The 25,747-nt window shown below is 35.8% G+C and carries 19 protein-coding genes and 1 pseudogene; 19 read left to right on the forward strand and 1 reads right to left on the reverse strand.

Translation table 11 applies throughout. The features are described from left to right. Positions 1–7 precede the first annotated feature (7 nt). The 19 genes and pseudogenes from K6959_RS08020 (at position 8) to K6959_RS08110 (ending at position 24,634) form a co-directional block, all read left to right on the forward strand. Positions 8–1,174 (forward strand): acyl-CoA dehydrogenase family protein, encoded by a 1,167-nt coding sequence (locus tag K6959_RS08020; protein WP_163241341.1) that lies wholly within the window; start codon positions 8–10, stop codon positions 1,172–1,174. Further along, positions 1,171–2,364, forward strand: a complete 1,194-nt coding sequence (locus tag K6959_RS08025) for a thiolase family protein (RefSeq protein WP_223088124.1) — start codon at positions 1,171–1,173, stop codon at positions 2,362–2,364. The genes K6959_RS08020 and K6959_RS08025 overlap by 4 nt, the downstream gene beginning before the upstream one ends. A 48-nt stretch (positions 2,365–2,412) precedes the next feature. Continuing rightward, a complete protein-coding gene (locus K6959_RS08030) occupies positions 2,413–3,585 on the forward strand; it encodes a TAXI family TRAP transporter solute-binding subunit (RefSeq protein ID WP_223088125.1) in 1,173 nt (390 codons plus the stop codon). 64 nt (positions 3,586–3,649) lie between these two features. Further along, positions 3,650–3,790 (forward strand): hypothetical protein, encoded by a 141-nt coding sequence (locus tag K6959_RS08035; protein ID WP_223088127.1) that lies wholly within the window; start codon positions 3,650–3,652, stop codon positions 3,788–3,790. 301 nt (positions 3,791–4,091) lie between these two features. Further along, complete coding sequence (locus K6959_RS08040; protein WP_223088130.1) at positions 4,092–5,582, forward strand: TRAP transporter permease; 1,491 nt, start codon at positions 4,092–4,094, stop codon at positions 5,580–5,582. Then, positions 5,569–7,680 carry an acetate--CoA ligase family protein gene (locus tag K6959_RS08045; protein ID WP_246234631.1) on the forward strand — a complete coding sequence of 704 codons (2,112 nt, stop codon included), beginning with the start codon at positions 5,569–5,571 and terminating at the stop codon, positions 7,678–7,680. Before K6959_RS08040 ends, K6959_RS08045 begins: the two co-directional genes overlap by 14 nt. Positions 7,681–7,907: 227 nt before the next feature. Beyond that, entirely contained in the window at positions 7,908–9,257 is a 1,350-nt protein-coding gene (locus K6959_RS08050) for a hypothetical protein (RefSeq protein WP_223088131.1), read from the forward strand. A 5-nt stretch (positions 9,258–9,262) separates the two neighbouring features. Beyond that, positions 9,263–10,237 (forward strand): NAD(P)H-dependent flavin oxidoreductase, encoded by a 975-nt coding sequence (locus K6959_RS08055; RefSeq protein WP_262421929.1) that lies wholly within the window; start codon positions 9,263–9,265, stop codon positions 10,235–10,237. Between the two features lie 188 nt (positions 10,238–10,425). Next, positions 10,426–11,280: pseudogene (locus K6959_RS08060) on the forward strand (3-hydroxyacyl-CoA dehydrogenase family protein). Between the two features lie 20 nt (positions 11,281–11,300). Beyond that, positions 11,301–12,080 carry an enoyl-CoA hydratase/isomerase family protein gene (locus tag K6959_RS08065; protein WP_163241355.1) on the forward strand — a complete coding sequence of 260 codons (780 nt, stop codon included), beginning with the start codon at positions 11,301–11,303 and terminating at the stop codon, positions 12,078–12,080. Between the two features lie 12 nt (positions 12,081–12,092). Beyond that, positions 12,093–13,274 carry an acetyl-CoA C-acetyltransferase gene (locus K6959_RS08070; RefSeq protein ID WP_223088133.1) on the forward strand — a complete coding sequence of 394 codons (1,182 nt, stop codon included), beginning with the start codon at positions 12,093–12,095 and terminating at the stop codon, positions 13,272–13,274. A 156-nt stretch (positions 13,275–13,430) separates the two neighbouring features. Further along, the gene (locus K6959_RS08075; protein WP_163241359.1) at positions 13,431–15,137 is read left to right on the forward strand and encodes an acyl-CoA dehydrogenase family protein; all 1,707 of its coding nucleotides are present in this window, start codon (positions 13,431–13,433) and stop codon (positions 15,135–15,137) included. Between the two features lie 315 nt (positions 15,138–15,452). Further along, on the forward strand, positions 15,453–17,624 hold the full coding sequence (locus tag K6959_RS08080) for a helix-turn-helix domain-containing protein (RefSeq protein ID WP_223088135.1): 2,172 nt from the start codon (positions 15,453–15,455) through the stop codon (positions 17,622–17,624). Positions 17,625–17,811: 187 nt separating this feature from the next. Beyond that, positions 17,812–19,380: a class I adenylate-forming enzyme family protein gene (locus K6959_RS08085; RefSeq protein WP_163241363.1), complete on the forward strand. Its 1,569-nt coding sequence runs from the start codon at positions 17,812–17,814 to the stop codon at positions 19,378–19,380. Between the two features lie 1,262 nt (positions 19,381–20,642). Continuing rightward, positions 20,643–21,524, forward strand: a complete 882-nt coding sequence (locus K6959_RS08090) for an ABC transporter ATP-binding protein (RefSeq protein ID WP_163241365.1) — start codon at positions 20,643–20,645, stop codon at positions 21,522–21,524. Positions 21,525–21,718: 194 nt separating this feature from the next. Next, positions 21,719–22,819 (forward strand): ABC transporter permease, encoded by a 1,101-nt coding sequence (locus K6959_RS08095; RefSeq protein WP_163241367.1) that lies wholly within the window; start codon positions 21,719–21,721, stop codon positions 22,817–22,819. Between the two features lie 63 nt (positions 22,820–22,882). After that, positions 22,883–23,074, forward strand: a complete 192-nt coding sequence (locus K6959_RS08100) for a hypothetical protein (RefSeq protein ID WP_223088136.1) — start codon at positions 22,883–22,885, stop codon at positions 23,072–23,074. A gap of 47 nt (positions 23,075–23,121) precedes the next feature. Further along, on the forward strand, positions 23,122–24,003 hold the full coding sequence (locus tag K6959_RS08105; RefSeq protein ID WP_223088137.1) for an ABC transporter permease: 882 nt from the start codon (positions 23,122–23,124) through the stop codon (positions 24,001–24,003). Between the two features lie 64 nt (positions 24,004–24,067). Then, positions 24,068–24,634 (forward strand): hypothetical protein, encoded by a 567-nt coding sequence (locus K6959_RS08110; RefSeq protein WP_163241371.1) that lies wholly within the window; start codon positions 24,068–24,070, stop codon positions 24,632–24,634. Positions 24,635–24,865: 231 nt separating this feature from the next. On the opposite strand, the gene K6959_RS08115 is transcribed toward K6959_RS08110, so the two are convergent. Then, positions 24,866–25,219 (reverse strand): hypothetical protein, encoded by a 354-nt coding sequence (locus K6959_RS08115; protein ID WP_163241373.1) that lies wholly within the window; start codon positions 25,217–25,219, stop codon positions 24,866–24,868. Positions 25,220–25,747 lie beyond the last annotated feature (528 nt).

The following is a 25,747-nucleotide window of genomic DNA, read 5'->3' on the forward strand; positions in this document are numbered from 1 at the left end:
GAACAAAATGGATTTTAAATTATCAGAAGATATTGAATTATTGAGAAATAATGTTAAAAGATTTGTGAAAGAAGTAGTCGATCCGTTGTCAATGGAAATTGAGGAAAACGACCACATTCCTGAAAAAATTATCGAAATGTCAAAAGAAATGGGACTGTTTGGTCTTAGTATTCCTGAAGAATATGGCGGTTTAGGATTGTCAATGGTAGATAAATGTGCAATTTATGAAGAATTAGGAAAAACTCATAACGGCTATACAACACTAATTGGTGCCCATTCAGGCATCGGTACAGTTGGAATTGTCGAGCTTGGGAATGAACAACAAAAGCGCAAATACTTGCCTAAAATGGCAACTGGGGAATGGATTGGAGCTTTCGCTTTAACTGAACCAAGTGCAGGATCTAATGCAGCAGCACTTAAAACGACAGCCGAAAGAAAAGGTGATCGCTACATTATTAATGGTTCAAAACATTATATAACAAATGCGGTAGATGGTCATGTTTTTACAGTTATGGCAGTAACCGATCGTTCCAAAGGAGTGAAAGGGATTACGTCATTTATCGTAGAGAAAGATTTCCCTGGCTTTATTGTCGGAAATGTAGAGCAAAAAATGGGATTAAGAGGCTCCCATTCTGCAGAACTATTTTTTGAAAATTTAGAGGTTCCAGCTGAAAATGTTCTTGGAGCAGAAGGTGAAGGGTATATAAACGCTTTGAAGATTTTAGCTAGCGGACGTGCCGGTTTAGCTGCTAGAAATTTAGGATCGAGTATTAAATTACTAGAGTACTGTATGGAGTACACGCAACAGCGTGAACAATTTGGAAAACCAATTTTTGAGCAACAAGCAATCCAACATATGTTGGCAGAAATAAGTATGCAAATTGAAGTACTACGTTCGATCACTTATCGCGTCGCCTGGATGACAGATGAAAAGTTAAGGGTTGTAAAAGAAGCAGCGATTGCAAAATTATTCGGTTCAGAAGTATATAACAAAATTGCTGATTTAGCGGTTCAAATTCATGGAGGTATTGGATATATGAAAGATTATCCAATTGAACGTTACTTTCGTGATGCACGGATTACAAAAATTTACGAAGGAACATCTGAAATTCAACGGAACATTATCGCTAGTGAATTAAAGAGAGAATATTCATTTTTGGAGGTAACAAGATGAATCAGCCTGTCATAGTAGAATCTGTTCGTACAGCTATTGGCCGAATGGGGGGGACATTAAAAAATGAATTGGTCGATTTCTTAGCTGCTAAAGTAATATACGTGGATTGTTTAACTCGTACTAATGAAGAAATATTAGTAGATGAAGTTATTTTGGGACAAGCAAAACAAAGTACTGATTCCGCTAATTTAGGAAGATTGGCGGCATTGCGGGCACAGCTTCCAGTTGAAGTAACTGGATATACAGTCCATCGCCAATGCGGTTCAGGATTACAAGCAATTAATAATGCACATATGCAAATAAAACTAGGTTTATCTGAAGTGATCATCGCTGGAGGAGCAGAAAGTATGAGTACTGCCCCTTACTATATTCGGAATGCACGATACGGTCTTCAAGCTGGAAATGGACTTTTGCTTGATCCGAATACAGAGAGTCAACCGATGTCACAACCTGTTGAGAAATATGGAAATTTAACAATGGGGTTAACAGCTGAAAATTTAGCCGAAAAGTACTCAATTACCCGTGAAGAGCAAGACGAATTTGCCCTACGCAGCCAACAATTGGCTGAACAAGCAATTCAAAATGGAAAATTTAAAAAAGAAATTATTTCTTATGACATCAAAAAGAAAAAGGAAACGATTGTTTTCGATCAAGATGAGCACCCGCGGAAAACTTCAATTGAAAAGCTTTCGAAACTTGATCCAGTTTTCAAAAAAAATGGAACGGTGACTGCTGGAAACTCTAGCGGTCGGAATGATGCGGCAAGTGTTGTGCTAATGATGTCTGAAAATAAAGCGATGGAGTATGGATTAAAGCCGAAAGCAAAAATTATCGCGCAAGCAGTTAGTGGAGTTTCACCTGAAATCATGGGGATAGGACCTGTTTACTCTACACAAAAAGCACTAGCACAATGCGGTTTAAAATTAGAAGACATTGGTTTAATCGAACTAAATGAAGCATTTGCTGCTCAAGCTTTAGCTGTAATTAAAGAGGGAAGCTTAAATATTCATAAAGTAAATGTTAATGGAGGGGCGATTGCATTAGGTCACCCTATTGGCGCCACAGGTTCTGTGTTAATGACGAAGCTATTACATGAAATGGAACGAACAGGTACTAAATATGGACTTGTTACGTTATGTATTGGCGGAGGTCAAGGGATTTCAACGATCGTAGAAAACTTAGCTATTTAATGAAAGAGCATTGTTAGTTCAAATGAATAAGAAAACGGGGTGTAAAGGATGAAAATGAAAAATTGGTTTAACATTTCGATCGTGCTTATTTGTATTTTAGTTCTTTCAGCATGTGGAAGTCAGCAAGCTTCTAAAGAAGGTGAAAAGAAAAAAAGTGACTCAAGTTCAATAGAGAACCTCCCTAGTAAAATGGTATGGAGTGTGTACGATGTAGGTTCTGGAGGTTATGCGGAGGCAACTGCGATTGCCAATGAGCTGACAAAGACGTATGGCACTCAAATCCGCCTCTTGCCGTCATCCAGTGGAGTTGGTAGAATGCAGCCAATGAAAAATAACATGGCTTTTATCGGGAGACTTGGTGATGAGTACCAGTTTGCATTTGAAGGCATTTATGAATTTTCAGAAAAAAGTTGGGGACCACAAGATTTAAGGGTAGTTTGGACACCGTATAGTTATTTTGGACTAGCTGTTCTTGAAAAATCAGGAATCGAATCAATAAACGACTTAAAAGGAAAAAAGGTGCCTTTCATTACTGGAAATCATTCAATAAATATTAAAACAGAAGCAATGCTCGCTTTTGCTGGTCTTACTTGGGACGATGAAAAAAAAGTAGAAATTTCGTCATACGGAACTCAAGGCGATGCTTTGAAACAAGGTGAATTAGATGTAGTCTCAATGTTACCTTCCGCTTCCGCTTTATTTGAATTAGATAGTTTAGAAGGAATCAAATGGCTTGAAATGCCTGAAAATGAAAAAGGCGGATGGGGTCGTGTACAAGAGGTTGCCCCATGGATGATTCCCGGAACAATGGATAATGGTGCAGGGATGTCGAAAGATAATCCAGCTAATATAATGGGATACGGGTATGCGGTAGTAGCTTATGCAAACCAAAGTGAGGACGAAATTTATGCGTTATTAAAAGCTTTTGATGCTACTTTTGATAAATGGCATCAAGGTTCTGCCAATCTAGTTAATTGGGGTAAAGATCAGATTATTGTTGAGCCTTATGGAGTTCCGATGCATGAAGGGACAATTAAATTTTTAAAAGAAGAGGGTCTTTGGACAGATGAATATGAAGAGAAAAATAACGGATTAATTGAAAGAGGTAAAAAACTGAAAGAAGCATGGGATCAAGCTGTTAAGGAAGCCGATAAAGAAGGAATCAGTCAAGATAAGTTTCCAGAATATTGGCTCAAAAAGAAAAACGAATACATGAAATAAGCAATTAGTATGCATGGGTCTCAATTATCCCATGCATACTGCTTAATTTAGAGAGGTGAAAAACTTGAATCAACGTATAAATAAATTTTGGGGAAGCATCATTGTAATCCTTACAGCAATGGGGATTTTCCTTGCTATTAATCAATTATTCTATTTAAAGCTATTTAGCTTATCCCAATTAAAACATCTTACCTATATTTTTTAATTGCTTGCTTTATGCCGATCTCTTTTATTATGTATCCATTAAGTAAAAAGCTTTCAAACCAGAAAGTTCATATTTTTGATGTCATTTTAGCGTTACTATCCTTTGGTATTCCATTTTATTTCGGTATGAATGGTCAAAAAATGATTAGTGAAGGATGGGAGTATATTTCTCCTACTTTACCGACTATTTTAAGTGTTGTCTTTTGGTTTCTTCTGCTTGAATCACTTCGTCGTGTTGCCGGGTTGCCGATTATGATTATTAGTAGTGAATATTTTCTTTTTATCCACTCATTGCGGGTTCGATGCCGATCGGTTTTTTGCAAGGACAAATGTTTGATTTTATTACTACGGCACGAAATCATGCCATGAGTACAAACAGTATCATTGGTATTCCTTTTGAAACTGTAGGCAGTCTGCTAATAGGTTTTATGCTATTTGGTGTCATTTTAACAGCATCAGGAGGCGGAGATTTTTTTTACAATCTTGCCCAATCGATTTTTGGTCGTTTTAGAGGAGGAGCTGCGAAAGTATCGATTATTAGCAGCGCATTTTTTGGGATGTTAAGCGGAAGTGCAATTTCAAACACAATTACTACTGGTGCAATGACGATTCCGTCAATGAAAAAAGGTGGATATCCGCCACATTATGCCGCCGCGGTTGAAGCGTGTTCTTCCACTGGAGGAACAATTACACCTCCTATTATGGGTTCTGCAGCATTTATTATGGCTTCTTTTATTGGAGTACCATATAGTGAAATCGCTATCGCAGCTGCAATTCCAGCGGTACTTTATTTCTTTGCGTTAATCATTCAAGCTGATGGCTTTGCGGCAAAAAATAATTTAAAAGGGTTGCCAGTTAGTCAAATTCCTTCATTAAAAGAAACATTAAAAAGTGGCTGGCTTTATTTATTTGCTTTAGCGTTGCTTACTTATCTCCTTATTTTTATGCGAAATGAAGGACACGCCCCTTTTTATGTAAGTTTATTAATTTTAATCCTTGCAATGGTAAAAAAGGAAACAAGATTTAATAAGAAAAAGTTATACGACTTAATGATTAACATAGGAAAGGTTTTAACAGATTTAACTTGTTTAATTGCTGGAATTGGGTTTATCGTCGGCGCTTTATCTATCACAGGTGTTTCTTTCTCCTTTTCAAGGGAACTCATTACAGCAGCGGGAGATAGCACAATCCTTATTTTAATTGCTGGAGCGATTACGAGCTTCATTTTAGGGATGGGAATGACCGTTTCTGCTGTTTATATTTTTTTGGCCGTTATTCTAGCTCCCGCGTTAGTGCAAATGCAAATTGATCCAATTGCAGCACATTTATTTGTTTTGTATTGGGCAACTGTATCTTACATTACTCCGCCTGTTGCGTTAGCATCTTTTGCAGCTGCTGGAATCGCTAAAGCGAATCCTATGAAAACGGGGTTTGTATCAGTACGTTTAGGAATTGTAACCTTTATTATTCCGTTCTTTTTTGTATATGATCCTGCATTGATCGGGAGAGGCAGCGTGGACGAAGTTTTAATCGTAATCACCTCAGCTGTTCTAGGTGTCTTCCTATTATCGTCCTCTTTAGAGGGGTATTTAATTGGGGCAGGAGAAATAAAAAATTGGCTTTTAAGAGGACTTTTATTCGTGACCTCACTACTCATTATTATTCCTAATATTGCATTAACAATAGGAGGGCTTGCAGTAGGAGTTGTCGTGTTTGTCTTTATCCGATTACAAAACAAAACGGATCTTAAAATAGAGGGGGAACAGGAAGTTGTTAAAAATGAAGGATTTTAATATGAAAGCGTTTTTTTCGCCAGCTTCGATCGCGATTATTGGTGCTTCCGAAGATTTTACAAGTATAGGCGGAAAACCGATCCGAAACTTAATCAACCACCAATATAAAGGAAAGTTGTTTTTAGTTAATCCAAAGTATAAGCAAATTCAACAATATAAATGTTATCCAACTATTTTAGATATTCCAACTGAAGTAGAGTTGGCTCTTATTGCGATATCATCTAAAAGGATTAAGGATGTTATGGAACAATGCGCTGAGAAAAAAATTCAATACGCTGTTTTGTTCGGAGCCGGCTTTGCTGAGCTTGGATCTACGGGAGAGAAACTGCAGCAAGAGGTTTTACAAATTGCCCAAAAAGCCGATATTCGACTAATTGGCCCTAACTGTGTAGGATGTCTAAATGTTTTAGAACAAATTCCGATGGGATTTGCTACATCGTTTGAGGCGCAAACGTTTCTTTCTGGAAATGTTGCGCTCGCTTCTCAAAGCGGTGCATTTGGTTACTCTGTTTTTGGTCTTGCTCAAGAAGAAAAGATAGGATTTTCCTACATTGCAAACACTGGAAATCAAGTTGATATTTCGACTTTAGACTTTCTTGTTGAGATGTTAAATGATGAAAAAACAGATGTGCTTGCAGCTTATTTAGAAAGTATTCCTGATGGAGAACAATTTATCGATATTTTGAAACGTGCAAAAGAAAAGAGGAAGCCTGTCATTATTTTAAAATCAGGCCGCTCTCAACTAGGGCAAAAAGCAGCGTTATCTCATACAGCATCGATAGCTGGTTCATCAGATGTATATGAAGCAGTGGCAGAGCAATACGGTGCAATTTCGGTTCGTGACATGAACGATATGATCGATGCAATGAAGATTTTTTCGCGAAAAAAGTATGCTTCAGGATCAAAAATTGCTGTTGTTACTACTTCAGGTGCATCGGGCATTGCTATGGCTGATTTGAGTGAGGAATATGAATTAGAAATGGCCGAATTATCTTCGAAAACAAAAGAAATGATTGAGGGTATTATTCCTTCCTTTGGTTCATCTTTGAATCCGATTGATATTACTTTACAAGCTTTAAATAACAAATCTATTTTAAGTGATACAATCGAAGCGCTTGTGGAAGCAGAAGAGTGTGATTTAGTCGTTGTGGCTACTACGCTAGGCGGAAAATTAGGGGAAAAAGTGTGTCAAGATATTATCGAGCTAGATAAAAAAACAGAGAAACCGATTATCGTCACTCTTACTGGAAGGAAAGATATTGTTGGCGGGGGATTAAATATTTTACAAAATGCAGGAATCCCTGTATATCAAACTCCTTCACAAACGATACAGGCAATTTCTATGCTAGTGAAACACTCGAAATATATTAGACGTTCTAAAGATCAAACGGTGACAGCTTCGCAAATATTGCTAGACGATCCACAAAATGTTTGGACAGAAGAAAAAGTGAAACCTATGTTAAAAAACTTACATTTTAACATTCCGAGAGGCGTAGTTGTACAATCTGAGCAACAATTACAATCGGTTTTAAACAGCTTTACATTTCCTGTAGTGATGAAGGTGATCTCACAAAATATTTTGCATAAAACAGATGCGAAAGCTGTTAAGGTCGGAATTGAAACAAAACAGGAAGCAATCAATTCCTTTTATGAATTAATCGAAAATGCACAACGTTATTCGCCGGAAGCAAAAATAGAAGGAATATTACTAGAAGAAATGTTAACTGAAGATGGAATTGAAATGTTTATTGGAATAAAACACGATCCCACTTTCGGTCCAATTGTAGCGTGCGGATTTGGGGGAGTTTTTATTGAAGTTTTGAAAGATATCTCCTTACGAAAAGCCCCATTCGGTAAAGAAACTGCATTAGAAATGATTAAGAGTTTAAAAGGATATCCGATCTTAACTGGGACGAGAGGGAGAGATCCGGCTGACATTAATGCCTTTGCTGAAGCTTTGTCACATGTAGCAAATTTTGCCTATCGTCAAGGAGCTTTATTAAAGGAGCTTGATATTAATCCTGTAGTTGTTCTAAAAGAGGGGAAAGGCATCGTTGCGTTAGATGGAATAATAAGCTGGGGCGAAAGCTTGCCATAAGTGAATAGCATTCTAGCAGGAAACGATCCGATCTTTTTAATTAGCTATGTTAAGCAATATTGTTATTTTAGACTCATTCGTTCCTTTTAACGATACGAAGTGAGAAAGATAGTTCGTTTGCTTTCCCCTTTGTATATCGTTAAAAGGAAAATGAGTAAATAAATGAACGAGTTTCGAGTTTTATAACATAGCATGTTATTAAAAAAACAATAAGGAAGAGATATGATTTGTTCATATACGAAAAAGTAATGAATGTGTTGCTTTTGCTGTTAGTTTTTACTTTCCTGCTAAACTATTTCATTTTATTTGATTCTTATTTTATTTACGTAGGATTTTTATCCTTTGTTGTTATTTTACTTTGTTTACCTATTACGTCAGGTTTACCTCGTATATTTTCATTATTAATGCTGCTAATCGGAATGACTGTGATGATTTGGACTGCCAAACCGTTTTCGATATGGACACCAATGTTTACAAAAAACATGTCGTTAGTCATTTTAATTATTTTTGTTCCAGTATTGGCGATTCCATTAAGCATTGGTCAATACAATCAAGAAATGATGAAATTTCTTATCCGATTTACTGAAAAGAAGAGCTTGCTTTTTTTATGGATTTCGTCCACCATTTTTGTTTTAGGTTCGATTGTTAATTTAGGTTCTATTTCAGTTGTGCACTCTATTATTGAAAAGGCTCATATTCCGAAGGAGTTTTTAGGTAGAGTTTATGTAAGAGGATTTACATCAGTCATTACATGGTCGCCATTTTTTGCGTCAGTATTCCTCATTTTATTTACATTAAATTTGTCTGTAGCAAATTTTATTTTTTATAGTTTCATATTGGGGACGATCCAGTTAATTGCTGCAAATTTACTATTTCGTTATCGTGAAAAAGATAAGATATCTTTTCAACATCGTCCGCGTGTACTTCACAATATAAATCGCAAAAAGGTAAAAGAATTAGCGGTTGTCTTTTTCTTATTAGTTGTCATTGTTTTAAGTATAGAAAGATTTGTGAATACGAATATGAGCATAGTCATTACAATGATTGTTGTTTTAATTACTTTTGGATGGTGTTTTTTTTTAAGGAAAGTAAAAGAAATTTTATTACAATTTCATCAATTTTCGATGAATGTTTTACCAAAAAGAGCTAATGAAGTTGTTTTGTTTTTAACTGCTGGATTTTTTAGTGAAACCCTTTCGATGACACCTTTAGGTCAACATGTACAAAAGTTATTTATGTTTTTAGCAAACAAGACGATCATTTTAGTCATTCTGTTTATGTTGATAATCACGATGCTATTCGCCTTAGCAGGCATCCATCAAATTGTAACGATCAGTGCTTTTTTATCTAGTGTGAATCCGTTAGAGTTTGGCTTTTCTCATTTAATGTTTGCTTTAACATTAACGTGTTCTTGGTCATTGTCGACATTAATTTCACCAACAACTCCGGTAAATATCATTACAGCACAATTATTAAAAGTGAACATTCCTGATCTTATTCGCTGGAATGCTCCTTTTGCAATTTTAATGATTTTTTTATACACTGCGGTTATTTATCTTTTTTACATATTATCATAAGGAAGGTGACAATTTTGTTTAGAACCGGAATAACGAGTTTATTCGGAATTGAACATCCTATTATTCAAGGCGGTTTACAAGAACTAGGGAAAGAAACGCTTGTTACAGCTGTATCTAATGCTGGTGCTCTTGGATTATTAACAGCGGGAAGTTATGAAAATAAGCAGGAATTCAGAACAGCTATTCGCAATGTTCGTAAACAGACCGATAAACCTTTTGGAGCTAACATTACAATAGGAATTCGTCAACCTATGGATCGGTTTGTAGAAGCTGTAATCGAGGAAGAAGTGCCAATCGTTTTTACATCCGGTCAAAATCCAGAGCCTTATATGGAAAAATTAAAAAGAGCAGGAATTATCGTTACACATGTCGTTCCAACAGTTCGATTTGAAAAAAAGGCGGAAATAATAGGATGTGATGCTGTAGTTGTAGTTGGATATGAATGTGGGGGACATCCAGGCTTAGATGATATTTCTAGCTTGACTCTTATTCAAAGAGCAGTTCAAGAAGTAAGCATTCCCGTCATTGCCGCAGGCGGCTTTAGCACTGGGAAGTCTCTTGTGGCAGCTTTAGCTCTTGGAGCACAAGGAATCCAAATGGGGACAAGATTTTTGTTGGCAAAGGAAAATCCACTAAATGAAAAAGTGAAAAAACATTTACTCCATTTAAATGAAACCGACACTGTCATCGTCAAACGTTCTTTGCAAAAGCCGATGAGAGTGATGAAAACTAACACTGCTCTACAAGTTGTCGCAATGGAAGGTAATGATTGTTCATTTGAAGAGCTTTATCCTTATATTAGCGGAAAATCATACAAACAGTTAATTCATAATGGGGATATTGATGCTGGGGTGATTTCATTAGGACAAACAATTGGTTTAATTAATGAAATTCAATCAGTGGAGAAAATCATTGCTAGTGTAATCAACGAAGCAAAGATACAGCTTCATACTCTTCATAAAGCATGTCCTATCATCTAAATGGCTATTATCAGCTCCCACTTTTAAAACAACAGTAGGAAAATTCGCTGTTGTTTTTTATTTATCCGCTTTTTAACGAAAAAAACAGCATTTTTTCCTTCATTATGTAGGTACAATCATAAAGATGGTAACGTTATAATTTATTTACAGAAAATATTTAATATTAAAATAAATAGGGAGATGACGAAATGTCTGTTCGGACAGTTGGAATTGTAGGCGCAGGATCAATGGGTTCAGGTATTGCAAACGTCGTGGCGATGAATGGATTTACGGTGATTTTACATGATATTGAAAATTGTTTTTTGGAAAATGCTATAAAACGAATCGATCAGTTTATGGAAAAAAGTGTGTCTCGAGGGAAAATGACGCCTGAGGAAAAACAAAAAACACTTGAGCGTATTAACATGACAACGAATCTTGAACAGCTAGAAGATGCGGATATCGTCATTGAAGCTGTTATTGAAGATCTTGAGTTAAAAAAGGAAGTATTTTAAAAACTTGACCAAATTGTAAAAGAAGGTGTCATTTTAGCGACAAATACATCCTCAATGTCTATTACGGAAATTGCAGCTGCGACGAAACGTCCAGAACGGGTTGCGGGCATGCATTTTTTTAATCCTGCTCAAATAATGAAACTCGTTGAAGTTGTACGCGGTTTTCAAACAAGTGACGAAACAGTTGAAGAATTGAAAACGTTTTCCAAACAGTTAAATAAAGAAGCAGTAGAAGTAAAGAAAGATACTCCGGGATTTATCGTCAATCGGATCATGATTCCACAGTTTATCGAAGCAATCAAGCTACTTGAAGAAGGTGTGGCGACAGCGGAGGATATCGATAAGGCAGTGAAACTCGGCTTAAACTATCCGATGGGCCCTTTTGAACTGCAAGATTTTGCGGGTGTTGATATTGGTTATTACGTCATGGAATATTTTAAAGCAGAATTGAATGAGAATCGTTTTGCACCGCCGCTTCTTCTCAAACAGTTAGTTAGATCCGGCAGGCATGGGAAAAAAACAGGTGCAGGTTTTTACGACTACGATTAATAATGGAGGAATGAAAAATCATGAATGATGCGTTTTTGCAATATAAATTTGAAGATAAGGTAGCGATTGTGACGCTTAATCGACCTCCTGTCAATCCGTTAAATACGCAAGTTTTTCAAGAATTATTAGCATTATTTGCTGAACTTGAAGTAAATGATGAAGTGCGGGCAGTCGTACTTACTGGCAGCGGCGAGAAAGCATTTGTTGCGGGTGCAGATATAAATGAAATGGCTAATCTTGATCTTGCAGGTGTTCATAAAATGAATAAAATCTCCCGGACTGTTTTTACAAAAATCGAAACTTTAACGAAACCTGTTATCGCAGCAATAAATGGTCTTGCGCTTGGCGGAGGGCTTGAACTTGCTTTAGCTTGTGATTTAAGAATAAGCTCGGACAAGGCGAAATTTGCGTTTCCTGAAGTTGGTCTAGGGATTATTCCAGGCGGAGGCGGGACACAACGGTTACAAAAAATTGTCGGTCAAGGAATTGCAAAAGAGCTTCTCTATTTTGGAGAGATGTTTGATGCACAGCGAGCATTAAGTTTGCACATTGTTAATAAAGTAGTTCCAGCTGACGAAGTCTTATCAACCGCAAAAGATTGGGCAAAGAAATTAGCGAGCAAACCGCCTATCGCCTTGCAAATGATAAAAACAGCTGTTAATGCTGGCGGCAATACTGATATTGAGTCTGGTTTGACGATTGAAAGTGCATGCTTCGTTAATGCATTTTCAACAGAAGATCGGAAAGAGGGTTTACAGGCGTTCGTTGAAAAACGAAAACCAGTATATGTTGGGAGATAGGAGCGAATGAACATGAAAAATACAGATGTGGTACTAATTGAAGGAGCACGAACCGCTTTTGGAGAATTTGGCGGCAGTTTGAAAAGTATTTCTGCGATTGATTTAGGGGTGGCTGCAGCAAAAGAAGCCATTAAGCGATCAAATATCGATCCTGAACAAATAGATGAAACAATAGTCGGCAACGTCATTCAGTCAAGTTCTGATGCGATTTATATTGGACGCCATATTGGTTTAAAGGCGGGGGCACGGAAGGAGTCGTCAGGTCTTACTGTTAATCGCTTGTGCGGTTCAGGTCTTCAGGCACTTACCACAGGTGCGGACTCGATTATGCTCGGTCATCATAAAGTCGTTTTAGCAGGCGGGACTGAAAATATGAGTCAAATACCACATGTTATCCGCGGCGCACGCTGGGGCACCCCGCTTGGTCATGGACAAATGGAAGATTATTTATGGGCAGCTCTTTATGACTCATATGGCGATTGTACGATGTCCATTACCGCGGAAAATCTTGCGGAAAAATATCATATTTCTCGTGAAGAAATCGATCAGTTTGCGTTCCGCAGTCAAACACGAGCATTAGCAGCAATGGAAAATGGTCTGTTTGAAAAAGAAATTGTCCCTGTCATCATCAAAGTAAAAAGTGAAGAAAAAATCGTCAACCGTGATGAGCACCCTCGTTTGACATCACTCGAAAAATTAGCAAAACTTCCAGCACGTTTTAAAAAGAACGGTGTCGTAACAGCGGGTAATGCGAGCGGTATAAATGATGGTGCAGCAATGACTGTATTAACATCTAGTGAATATGCGATAAAAAATAATTTAACTCCAATTGCACGACTCGTTTCCTATGCAGTAGTTGGGGTAGAGCCGAAAATAATGGGGATTGGTCCTGCCCCAGCGATCCGTGAAGCATTAAGAAAAGCAGGTTTAACATTAAAAGACCTCGATTTAATTGAAATTAATGAGGCATTTGCAGCACAGTATTTAGCATGTCAAAAAGAGCTCAATTTTGACCCTGAAATTGGAAACGTCAATGGCGGAGCGGTTGCACTTGGACATCCACTAGGCGCAAGCGGTGGACGGATCACACTTTCACTTATATATGAACTTCAACGCAGAAATAAAAAGTACGGCGCTGCTGCACTTTGCATCGGTGGAGGGCAAGGAATTGCTGCGATATGGGAAAGGCTGTAACAAAATAAAACAGCAATCAAAGACTTAGACTGTTGTTGCCTACACACATCGTAAAGCATATGAGCTTTCTAACTAGTAAGAGTTAACAAACAGTCTGAGGCTTTTACAATTTTTTAACCGTTTCAGCAATAAGCAAAAAAAGGAAGTGAAAATACGATGCGAAATAAGCATTTTTTATTTGATGACATGTTGCCAGAGGAAATATTTACACCAGAAGATTTTCATGAAGAACATAAAATGCTTGCTGATACCACGATGAAATTTATCAATCATAAAGTGATGCCCGCACTAGAGAAAATTGAAAAGCAACAATTTTCGGAGACGATACGGCTTATGAAAGAAGCAGGTGATCTCGGCTTAATTAGTGCAGATATTCCAGAGGAAGATGGAGGACTTGACCTAGGTAAAGTAAGCGCGGCAATCATTTCAGAAATAATGGCTCTTGGCCGCTCATTTTCAATTACTTTTGGCGGACAGACTGGCATTGGTGCGTTACCGATCGCTTATTTTGGCACAGAAAAACAAAAGCAAATCTACTTGCCACGTATTTTAGCAGGTGAAATGATCGCCGCGTACGCCTTGACAGAGCCTTCCTCTGGAACGGATGCAATGAGTATAAAGACAAAAGCGGTTTTATCAACATGCGGCACATATTATGTCTTAAATGGTGAAAAGCAATGGATTACAAATTCAGCGTTTGCAGACGTATTTATCGTATATGCAAAAGTGAATGGAGAAAAATTTACCGCTTTTATCGTTGAGAAAGACTACGAGGGTGTGACAACTAGTACTGAAGAGAAGAAAATGGGGCTAAATGGTTCGTCTACACGCTCACTTATTTTAGATAACGTAAAAGTACCAGCAGATAATATTATCGGTGAAGTCGGTCGTGGACATGTGATCGCATTTAATGTTTTAAATATTGGCCGTCATAAAATCGCCGCGTCCTCATTAGGAACAGCAAAGCGTTCGCTCGAACTTGCAGTAAAATACGCAAATGAACGAAAACAGTTCGGACGGCTATTATCGAATTTTAACTTAATAAAAGATAAAATTGCCACTATGGCGACAAAAATATATGCAAATGAAAGTGTCATTTATCGAACAGCAGGGGCAATACAGACAGGATTTGAAAACATGAAAAAGACAGGCGCTCATTTTGCTGAAACAATTGCCCAGTATGTTGTTGAATGTTCAATTAATAAAATCATGTCGACTGAAATATTAGATTTTGTCGTTGATGAAGCGGTGCAAATTCACGGTGGATACGGATATATGGCAGAATATGAAGTCGAGACACTGTATCGTGATTCGCGAATCAACCGAATCTTTGAAGGGACAAATGAAATCAATCGAATCTTAATTGCGTCAACATTATTAAAAGAGTACATGCAGGCAACGCAAAAAGAAAATGATGCAGACGGTCTGCTGCGGGAAGAAAGAATGCTCCTTCAGCAGATGAAAAAGCTCTATCATTCAACGATATTCAATGTGCAGGAAAATGCTCTGCATCATTTTAACATTGAACAAGAAGTAGCTGCATTCATTACTGATGTAGTCATTAGTATATATGCAATCGAAAGTGTCATTTTAAGAACAGAAAAGGCAATAAAAACTTCCACGCAAGAACATGTTCGTCAAAAAATTGACTATACGAAATTATTTGTCTATGAAACATCTCAATTAATCGGGCTTAAAGCGTTAAACATTTCCCATCATATACGGGCAGAAGATACATTTTCTAAGATGGCAAGTCAGCTTATCATGAAATGTCCCGAAAATATCGTCGATTTAAAACGAAGGATTGCTGATACAGTAATTGCATCGGAAAAGTATATTTCCAGGGAAAAGGCTGTTTTTTAAACAACGTTCAGACTGTTAATAAACGCTCGGATTGTTAGCTTCGTTATAAGCTCCTGAATCGTATGTTCTATTTGCTTCCGTCTCGTTGCTCGCACCTACTGACAAGTGTTTCTAAACGAGTCTGTGTCAAATTATGACTTTGTCTACAAGCTCAAGAAAAAGCTGTTTTTTGAAACAGCTTTTTTACCTTTAAAGTAGCTAAATCAAGGTAAGGTTCAACTCGAATGACAGGGATTTTAATCAACATTGGCGAAATAACTTTTACTATCTATATTTATAGAGCAGCTAAATCATATAGAAAGGAAGTGTAAAGATGTGAATAAAAAAGAGCGATTAATGAGAAGAATTGATCACCATCTTCGGATTACGGCTAGAAATTTAGTGAAATTTAATACTAGAGAGGAAACGTTTCATTTCTTAATTAACTCTTTCAAAGAAGAACTCCCTTGTGATAGTGTTTTTATTTTATTAAAAGAAGGAGATCAATTAATACACGGTGCTTTAAACAATGCTTCTTCTTTGTTCAAACAATTCTTTCCGCTGCCGATAAAAAACTGTAGTCACGACATGTTAGAAAAAAGTTTGACGTATACTCAACTAGAAAAACAAGATTGTGTGTTAACTTTACTGTTAAAGCAAGAGAAATTAAAGACGTGGTTTACAGTCCCAATTATTGATAATGGAATGAGCTTTGGTGTCTGTATTATCGGTTTTAAAAAAGAAATTGAACTATATATGGAGATGGATTCTGTTTTTCTTGAATTTGGAAATAGCGTTGCGGTTGCAATTAATCTTATTAAACAAAAAGAAGCACAAAAACAGAAAATGATTGAGACGGGTTTCTTCACCCCGAATTTAATGGTCAATTCCCCGATAGAAAAGATAACTGAAAGCTTAGCAAAAAAAGCCGCGAACATTACTCAAGCTGATGCAAGCTGCCTGTATCTATATAAGGAAGAAGAAAGTTGTTTTATTTTACAGCACCCCTCGTATCAAAAAATTTCATACCCAGAGTTTATAAAAGTGGAAAATACATATGTATTGGAACATTACTTTCCATGGCTTGAAAAACCGGGAGGCAATCATTTAACAGTTCCGATCGTAATTAATTTAAAGATTATTGGTGTTTTGCACGTTGAAAAAGAGGAGCCGAACTTTTTTACGAAAAGTGATTTAGAAACACTTGAGCTCATCTCAAACCATATAGCAGTTATGATTGAAAATGCTCAGCTTTATCAGAATGAACGCAACCAAAAACAGTTTCTTCAAAAGCTGTTAAACTATCAACAGAAACTAGTGAAAAAAACGGTCGAACAAGAAAGCTTCGATGGGATCAGTGAAATTATCGGCAAGATTTTTACAACTTCGATTATCGTCCTTGATCGCTTTTTAAGACCGTTAGGAAAATATTTAAATGGGATGGATCCGAGTACATTCACTTCTCTTATTGATAAAATGAGTCTGCTCCCTCCGATTAAAAAAAGAGACTCTTATCAGTTAGAAGTTGAAAAGAATACATTCTCAGTTTGGTCAGTCATTGATAATCGAGATGTATTAGGGTATCTTATCGTAAAGATTCACCCTAATCAGTCAGATGACTTTTTCAAGCTTGGAATCGATATTGCTTTAAATATTTATTCTCTACAGTTCCTTAAAAAGAAATTGGTATTTGATGCGAAAGCACAGGTAAAAGATACGTTTATTAATAAGTTGCTCGTTGAACAGATAGAGGATCAAGAAACGATCATTCAATATGCGAATATTTTCCAATGGAATTTGTTTAAGCCACATAGAGTAGCATTTTTAAAAATAAGTTTAAAAGATGAGAAGAAAACAAGTTTTTTTGAAATCGAAGCTGAAAAGCCATTGTATTGGGAACGTCTAAAGGTTCATCTATCTAATTATGCACCCTATATACAGACCGCCTCAAAAGGAGAGGAATTAGTGTTAATTCTCCCTGTTGATCAAGAAACGACAACACCAGATCTATTCTGGAACCGTCTCTATAAAGATATAAAAAAATGGATGGGTTTTAATGAAACAGAAGGAAATGTTTACTTAGGGATAGGGAGGAAAACAGTGCAACTCGTTGATTATTATCATAGTTATCGTGAAGCTGTACAGGCAATGAAAGTAATATCTTCTCACTTCCTTGATAAAGGTTACGCACTTTTCGAAGAACTAGGCGTCTACACTCTCCTTCACCAGTTAAAAGATACTCAATTAGTTAAAATATTTGTCAAAAAACATTTAGGACCTTTGTTAAGTTATACTGACGGTAAAAGCATGGACTTATTTCATACTTTACGAACATTCTTGTCTTATAATGGAAATTTGAAGGAAACGTCTAAAAAATTGTTTATTCATCGGAGTACTTTACAATATCGCCTTGAAAAAATTCAAACACTGTTAAACGTAGATATTAGTTGTTCCGAACATCGTTTAAACATAATGATCGCTTTTAAATTATATGATTTATATTATTAAAATCCGCAAAACTTAGGAGAAAGGCACTTTGTCTTCCTACATGATATACGTATTTATTTTCAGTTTGGGGCAGTATAATATATTTGGGGGAGTATTCAAAATATTTAGTTTTCTATTCATACAAAATAATAGCAGATAAGTAATATGAGCTATTTAGGAACATTTTTAAGAAAGGCGGAGGGCAGATATGACTAACGAGTTAACAGTTTTTCAAGTTTTAGATCGTTCGTATCATCTTTTTCCAAATAAAGAAGCTGTTTATGATGGAAAGAAGCGCATTACTTATAGTGAGTTGAAAGAGCAAGTTGATCAACTTGCTACAGCCCTAAAGCAGCATGGAATACAGAAAGGTGATAAAATCATTGTCTGTGTTCCCGGCTGGATGGAATTTGTCGTCATTTATTTTTCACTAGCAAAGCTAGGTGCGATTATGATCCCGGCCAATACTCGTTATCGTTCAGAAGAGCTTGAATATATTGTGAAAAATTCAAAAGCGAAAGCCGCATTTGTGATTGAAGAGTTTAACCATCTTCATCTACTACAGCCATTTATTTCAGACGAAAATGAATCACTTCAGCAAATTTTTACAGTAAGGTTTCACAAAACTGGTTTTAATTCATTCGGACAATTGTTGGCAATCGGCAAACAACAATCTGCCGTTGAAGAGATAATAACTCCGCAGGACGATGTGTTCGCAATTTTATATACATCTGGAACTACTGGCAAACCGAAAGGAGCCATGCTGACTCATAGAAACTTTGTAAGCGTTGCCATAATGGTTGCCGAATGGCTCCGGTGCAACAGTGAAGATGTATTTCTTGTCCCTGTTCCTGTATTCCACATTTTCGGAATGGTCCCAAGCATCCTTTCTGCAGTAGTAGCTGGATCGAAATTAGTATTAATGGAAAGCTATAAGCCAGAAAATGCACTTCATTTAATTGAAACAGAACGTGTGACTGTACATCACGGAGTGCCGACAATGTTTATTTTAGAACTTAATCATCAAGCCCTGAAGGAGACAAACCTTTCTACGTTACGCACTGGAATAATTGCTGCAGCTCCTTGTCCTGAAGAAGTGATTAAAGCCATTCGTAAAGATATGGGGTGCGAAGTGATCGTTGCTTACGGGGCAACGGAAACATCATCCGCAGTTACGTTCACAAGTTTTGATGATCCTGATGATTTGAGGGCACAAACAGTCGGAACAGTCGCACCCGAAGTAGAAATAAAAATTATTAATGAGCAAGGCAACACTTTAGGTGCAAACGAAGTGGGCGAAATTGTTTGTAAAGGTCCCGGAATCATGAAAGGTTATTACGAAATGCAAGAGCAAACGCTAGAAGCGTTGGATCAAGAAGGCTGGTATCGTACAGGAGATCTTGGCACAATCGACGAAAATGGTTATATTCGAATTATAGGACGGAAAAAAGAAATGATTATCCGCGGAGGCTATAACATTTATCCACGAGAAATCGAGGAATTATTATATAAGCACCCTAGCGTTCTTGAAGCAGCGATCGTCGGTTTGCCAGATACGGTATTAGGTGAAGTTTCCTGCGCCGCTCTTAAATTAAAACAACGATGCCAAGAAAATGAAGAGTCTATTAAACTTTATTTGCAAAATAGAGTAGCAAATTACAAAATACCAGATCATATCGTATTTCTGAATGAATTTCCAATTACATCAAGCGGAAAAATAAAAAAAATCGAACTGCAAACACAGTTAAAAAACTACTTGAAAACCGCACTGCGCTAAAGAGGAAAATGTAACGCCCTTTATCTTGCTTCAATAGATAAAGGGCATTTTCTTAACATTTAAAAATCAAATATCGTTTCTTTTAAGCAATATCACTTCTCTAAAATACGAAAAAAGTTCAGATAAAAAGAACAAAATGGGTTACAACTTTATCTTCTTAGTGATTAACTAAAAATATTTATATTTTTCTGCTGTAAAAGCCTTATTCTCGTCAATACTATAAACTTTTAAAGTTCTTCGAATGTTCTACTCCTAAAAGCTCATTTGGAAAACGAACCATTTAAGGAAAGATCACACTTATTTTATTAGAAGGCTATCTATTATTGATCTAGTTACTAAGATGATCATGAAGAATTGTATACCATTTTAATTGCGTGAATTATTTCATGGGTAACGCTATTTTCTACACAAAAAGGTTAAAAACCCTTTGAAAGTAGTAGAATTTATATTTACTATTAATATAAATGTAAAAAAAATACTCTTATACATAAATTTTCCACGAAAAGTTAAAGAAGCCATTAAAATCTTACATGCCCGTGAGATTTATACCGGCATTGAAGCCATTCAACAAACATTGAAAACCACCTAGAATAAGTGAGTGAAATTGAACATGCTGTTGAAGGAATGATCCGACTAGAAGATTGTTTACGACTATAGATGTGGAAAAAGGGGATAAATTTACCGAGAGCAGGAGAGAAGGATCGTTTGATCAATTGCTATCTTTTTTTATGGAATAAATGATGGAAGGGAGAAATTTAAATCCAATCAGGCTGGTTAATAATGAAGAATATTTATCAATAGAGATCAATAGGGACTCATGTTTTGTTGATATTTGAGTAGTACATAAAGCTGTAATGTATATATGTCAGAAAGGTGTAAAGCCTTAATAAGTATAGATAAAGGTAAGAGGGTATGCTTGAATAAGCATCGATACATAATGAAATAAAGATGTGAAATGAGTTGAAAAATAGATATTTGCAAGTATAATTCAAAAACTGCGGCTATAACTTGAATTTCTCCACCTTAAATATACGTTAATAAAAGAAGGAAAAACATTCAGAGGTAGAGTGTCTGAGGGTGGTGAAATAAAAAGGGAGAAAGAAGAAATTTTTTAAAAATGGGAAAAATGGAAAAAGATAATGCGTCAAAAATATTTTAACTTGTAAAGAAATCCTCTTCTAAAAACAAGATGAACATTTCTACCCAGGCTTAATGATCTTTTCCGCCTTAAATATTAAGAGTTTCTTTTGGAGGACATCAATATGATTTTATCAGTTAATCAAGTACATAAATCATATGGAAAGGAAAAAGTATTAAATGACATTACTTTTGAAATTGAAACACCAAAAATTGTTGCTTTAATTGGACCGAATGGTTCGGGTAAATCGACACTTCTTAGCATCATTACGAACCTATTGACTGCCGACAAAGGTGAAATTTTTATTTTAAATAAAAGCAACAAAGATCCGGAAATTTTTAAAGAGGTTTCTTTTATGCAAGACAATTCTGTACTCTATGATTATTTGACTGGATATGATCATTGTCAATTTATCGGTGATGTACAAAAAATACCGAAACAGCAAATGATCGATACTGCTGAACGTATCGGGATAACGAGTTATCTCCATAAAAAAGTAGGAAATTATTCTCTCGGTATGAAGCAGCATCTATTATTAACGATGGCACTTTTAAATCAGCCGAAATTATTAATTTTAGATGAACCCTTAAATGGACTTGATCCTACTAGTGCAATAAAAGTACGGAAGCTTTTATTAGAATTACTAGCAAATGGAACGACGATCATATTATCGTCACATCAATTGCTAGAAATTGATCTCATTACATCGCATATTTTATTTCTGAAAAATGGTAGATTAATAAAAGAAGAGATTCCTCAACACGAGAAAATTTGTTATCAATTGACTGTAAATCATCTCGAGAAGGCACAATATGCGTTGGAAAAAGCAAATATTCCAGTAAAAATCGTGGATCGTAAATTAATTCTCTCTGCAAAGGACTGTTCGATCAGCAAAATATTCCGAATGTTAGATCAACAACAAATGACCATATTAGATATCGAGAAAAAAATGCTCGGTTCAGAAGACCGTTATCAAAAGATTTTCGGGCATAAGGAAGATACATGATGAAATTAACTCAATTTGAAATGAAGAAGTTATGGCGCCAAAAAAAATTGATTTGGTTGTTTTTAATCGTTCTTTTCGGGATTGGTTTTATTTTCCAATAAAATGTTTCTCAACAAACGTTAAGGGTTCAAAATGCTCTTGGAAAACTCAATCCGCTATTTTCAGAGGTAAATCGAATAAAAGAAAATTTAGAAATGCTCCGAAATGAAAACGGTCTCAACGAATTGCAAACTAAGCAATTCGAGCACGTACAAGATATGGGAGTTGCCTTAGTACATTGGGAAGTTGCGATTAATCATAAAAGATGGAGCGAAATTCCAAACCATGAACAACAATTTTTGCATAATTTACAGCAGTTTGAAAAGTATGGTGGTCAATTCGAAGTGTTAAAGGGAATCGAGCGAGAAAAAGCAATTCAGAAAAGTGAGTGGCTGATCACACATCATCTCGCTTATGATGATGAAAAGTACCCGCTATCTCCTGCTCTTGTGTTAAAACAAAGCATTGAGCTTCTTTTTAGCATGTTTGGAATGTTAATTTTATTGCTTCTCTTCGGAAATACGATTACAGCTGAACGAGAACAGCGTACATGGCTGACGCTCAGAACACAGCCAATTCCTAAATGGCGACAATTTGTAGCAAAATATGCCAGCTTGCTTATCGTGCTTTTCATATTTTTTTTGTTCGTGATTGCTTTAGGAGTACTGACTCCGTTCCTTTTCGCAGATTACAGTATAAATCTTAAGTATCCACAGTTGATTGAGACAGGAGAAACGATTACCCTTATTTCCACCTTTATTTATTTATTGAGAACAGCCCTCATGTTTATGGGAGCCAGTGCTTTTGTTTTTAGTTTCGTCTTCCTATTTAGCATGGTGTTAAAAAATTCTTTTAGTGCATTAATGCTTATTAGTGCGACACTATTTCTCGGGTTTATTGTCACAGATACGTATCCATTATTGCAAAGCCCGTTAAATCCATTTCAATCTTTTCGCCTGTTGCAATTAATTGCACAAACATCAAGTAGCCAAATGTGGTTATCTCTCCTTTCAGCTTTCGGATGGAGCTTTATTTTATTAACTTTAGCGATTGTTTTGCGTGAGAAAGAAACAGATTTATTTTATTTTACTGATAAGGAGAAGCCATTTCATCGTGGGAATACGCAAAAAAGATTTTCGATATTGTGGAATTTTATTATATTTGAATGGAGAAAAATGAAACAGAAACGGTTATTAAAACAAGTTCATCTCCTGCTTTTACTATTCATTTCGATAGGATATGTCTTTATTTTTTAAGAGGCGAAGGATAAAGAACAAGCATATATTAGTAAGTTAAAAGCGGATCAAGCAGAAGAGCTTATGACGATTTTAAAAAATTCAATTGCTTCTATATCAGAAGAGCTTAAGGACGATTACGAAAAAGCACTTGCTTTCGTTCAAGAGAAGCAGGCTAAAAATAAAGCAGCCATTTTTCAGCTTATGAAAAAGGGGATTGGACTCCTTTATATGAATATCAACTATTCGAAAATCAATTTGCAAACGAAGAACTAGATACTGGCATCTTTAGGAGTGAAGACTTAAAAAAAGATATTGGGAAAATGGCCATCGTTGCTAGCATGGAAGAAAAGAAGTGGTTATTGAAGCATCATGTTCAGCCAGTATTTTCAGGAGAATTTATCGTTACAATATTTCACTACTGGGACGAAGCTCATGCTTTTTACCAAAAAGAATGGGAGGAAGCGAATCGAAAAGTTGATAGCAGCGGACTGTTTTCGCTTTACTTATACTTTAATCAATATTTCTATTTCGTGCCGATGATCTTATTCTTCTTATTATTAGGAGGAGGTTTAGCGACTGATACTGGAAAGAAGTCAACACTTCGTTTTTTAATGTCACAGCCGCTTTCGTTGCGCCATATTTTTCATGGGAAAGTGTTGAGTTCATTCATTGTTGTCCTACTCTCCAGTACCGTCATTTTCGCAAGCGTTCTTTTAATAGGGACAATCTTTGACCGATTTGGCGATTGGTATTATCCGATATTAGTTTATGATAGCCAAAGCTTGGCTAATTCCGCGAACTACAATGGGACTTATGTACAAGGAATGGGTTTTCACTTCACGCCATTAGGTCATTATTTAGTAAAATGTATCGTTTTATTTCTTATCGTTTTATTGTTTTTAATTATCTTATCGACTTTTTGTTCTTTATTTATTAAAAATCAATTGGGTGTTTTTATGATTGTCATATTACTATCAGCTTCTGGATATGTATTAAGCATTGAAGCTTTGTCTGAAGTTGCACATTTGTCACCTTTTACTTATTTTAATATTGTCAAAATCATAAACGGTGAAGTTTCAACTGCTCATAACAATCCACATATTAACTTTATGCCAGGAAGCATCGTGCTCTTCATTTCAAGCTTTGTTGTTATGACGATTGGTCATGTTGTGCTGAAGAAATATAAAAATTTAACTGCATAAATACCCTCACTTCAAAATAGGTGGGGGTTGGCTGTCTTTAAAAATTTTTTCAGGGGGAGAAATGATGAAATATTATGAGACTCGGCATATTTTTTTAGCCATTGCGGTTATGATCGCAATTGCTTCACCGTTATTGTTAGGGTTTGTTCCCCAAACAATCGTTGATCTTATCCATTATAAAAAAGGAATTTGGCACGTGTACGTACCCACGGAGGCTTACCCGGTCTATGCAGTCGGTTTGTTACTTTTATTTTTATCTCCATTGCTGCTCTTTTTAATGCGTAATAGTAAAGTTGCAATATTGTTAAGTATTTGTTGTATTTTATTTAGTGGGATTACCTTTTTCACTGCTTCTCAAGCTTATACATTGTTATCAGAAGATTCACTTTCATATGCACCTCTATTTTCAATGAAAGATCATATTTACACTTGGGATGAAGTGGAAAAAATCATTTATTATGAGGCGGATGAAGGAGAAATGTCAGATTATGAGTTTTTGTTTCATGATGGCAACAGTATAAAGATAAAAGATGATCTCTATCTTTCTGGATACGGATTCAAATTAAGAGATCAGCTAGAGAAAATGAATTTAAACGTCGAAAAAGTAAAAAAAACTTCATCTGTTCCTTAGAACAGCCTTAGCAGTTAAACGTTTTATCCGTTTCATTTGATTAAAACTGAAGCAAGAAAGTTTTGGCCCTTAACTGTTTCTTTACTCATTCCCCTCAAGATTATCCTCAAAAGACTGCTTAAAAACGCTTGTTCAGTCTCGTTACTGCACAAGAAGGAAACGATCTAGCACAAGCGTTCATGAGTTCGTTGTCAACAGTCTTCAATCTCGTATTCAAAATGGCGAGATTGATTATTTAGAACGAAGCTCCCGGAAATGCTCCAAATACTTTCTTGCTATACTCGAAGGTGAAAACTTAATTTTATATTTTCCATTCAATTGTGCAGCTAGTTTGTTCGCTAGGTTTTCACCGATTGAGTTGTGTTTGTATTCTAACTCGCTGGCATTCGGCTTTAATGTATCTGAATCCCAGTCAATCCATTCGCCATAAATAGATGACCAATGCTCAATCTCTCTTAATAAATCATCTGTAATCCGTAATCCGTCTAAATCTAAATTATAACCGCATTCAAGGCACCAAATTGGCTCGGCACCTATATCAGCTTCTAATTTTATACTTTTTAATTGCTTACAATTACATAACATCATTTTCACTCCAATTAAGCTGCCATTATCACCTATTTATCATAACTTAAATAAAAAGAAGGAGCCACCACCCATCAAATTTTTCATATCCACCGCATTTCTTCCTCATTTCCAAAAAAAATGACTAACAACAAAGAAAAGGTTGGGAAAAGTACCATTTCTACTATTATAACGAACGAGTAAAAGTATTAATACTTTTATATTAAATCCCTTCTATAGAGTATAAAAGTATTGATAACTTAAATTATTTTTTATTTTTTTCTTGAATTTTATTTTTTTTTAGACCAAAATCGTCAAAACATGTCATTTTCTTGGTGATTTACTACGACTAGTTATTATATATATATTTTTCAATGAATTTTATTAGTTAGATAGTCTTTTATCATAAATATTCAATAAATCTTATGTTTTTAACAATGGATAACAGTAATAGGTAAAAAATAAAATGAGTCAAAGTGTTTATTGATTATTACAAATGATGTCGGTAAATGTCGAAGGAATAGTTCTAATTTTCTATTTAATCTAAAT

This window comes from Bacillus aquiflavi (assembly GCF_019915265.1).
In the GTDB taxonomy this organism is placed as follows: Bacteria; Bacillota; Bacilli; order Bacillales; family Cytobacillaceae; genus Bacillus_BT; species Bacillus_BT aquiflavi.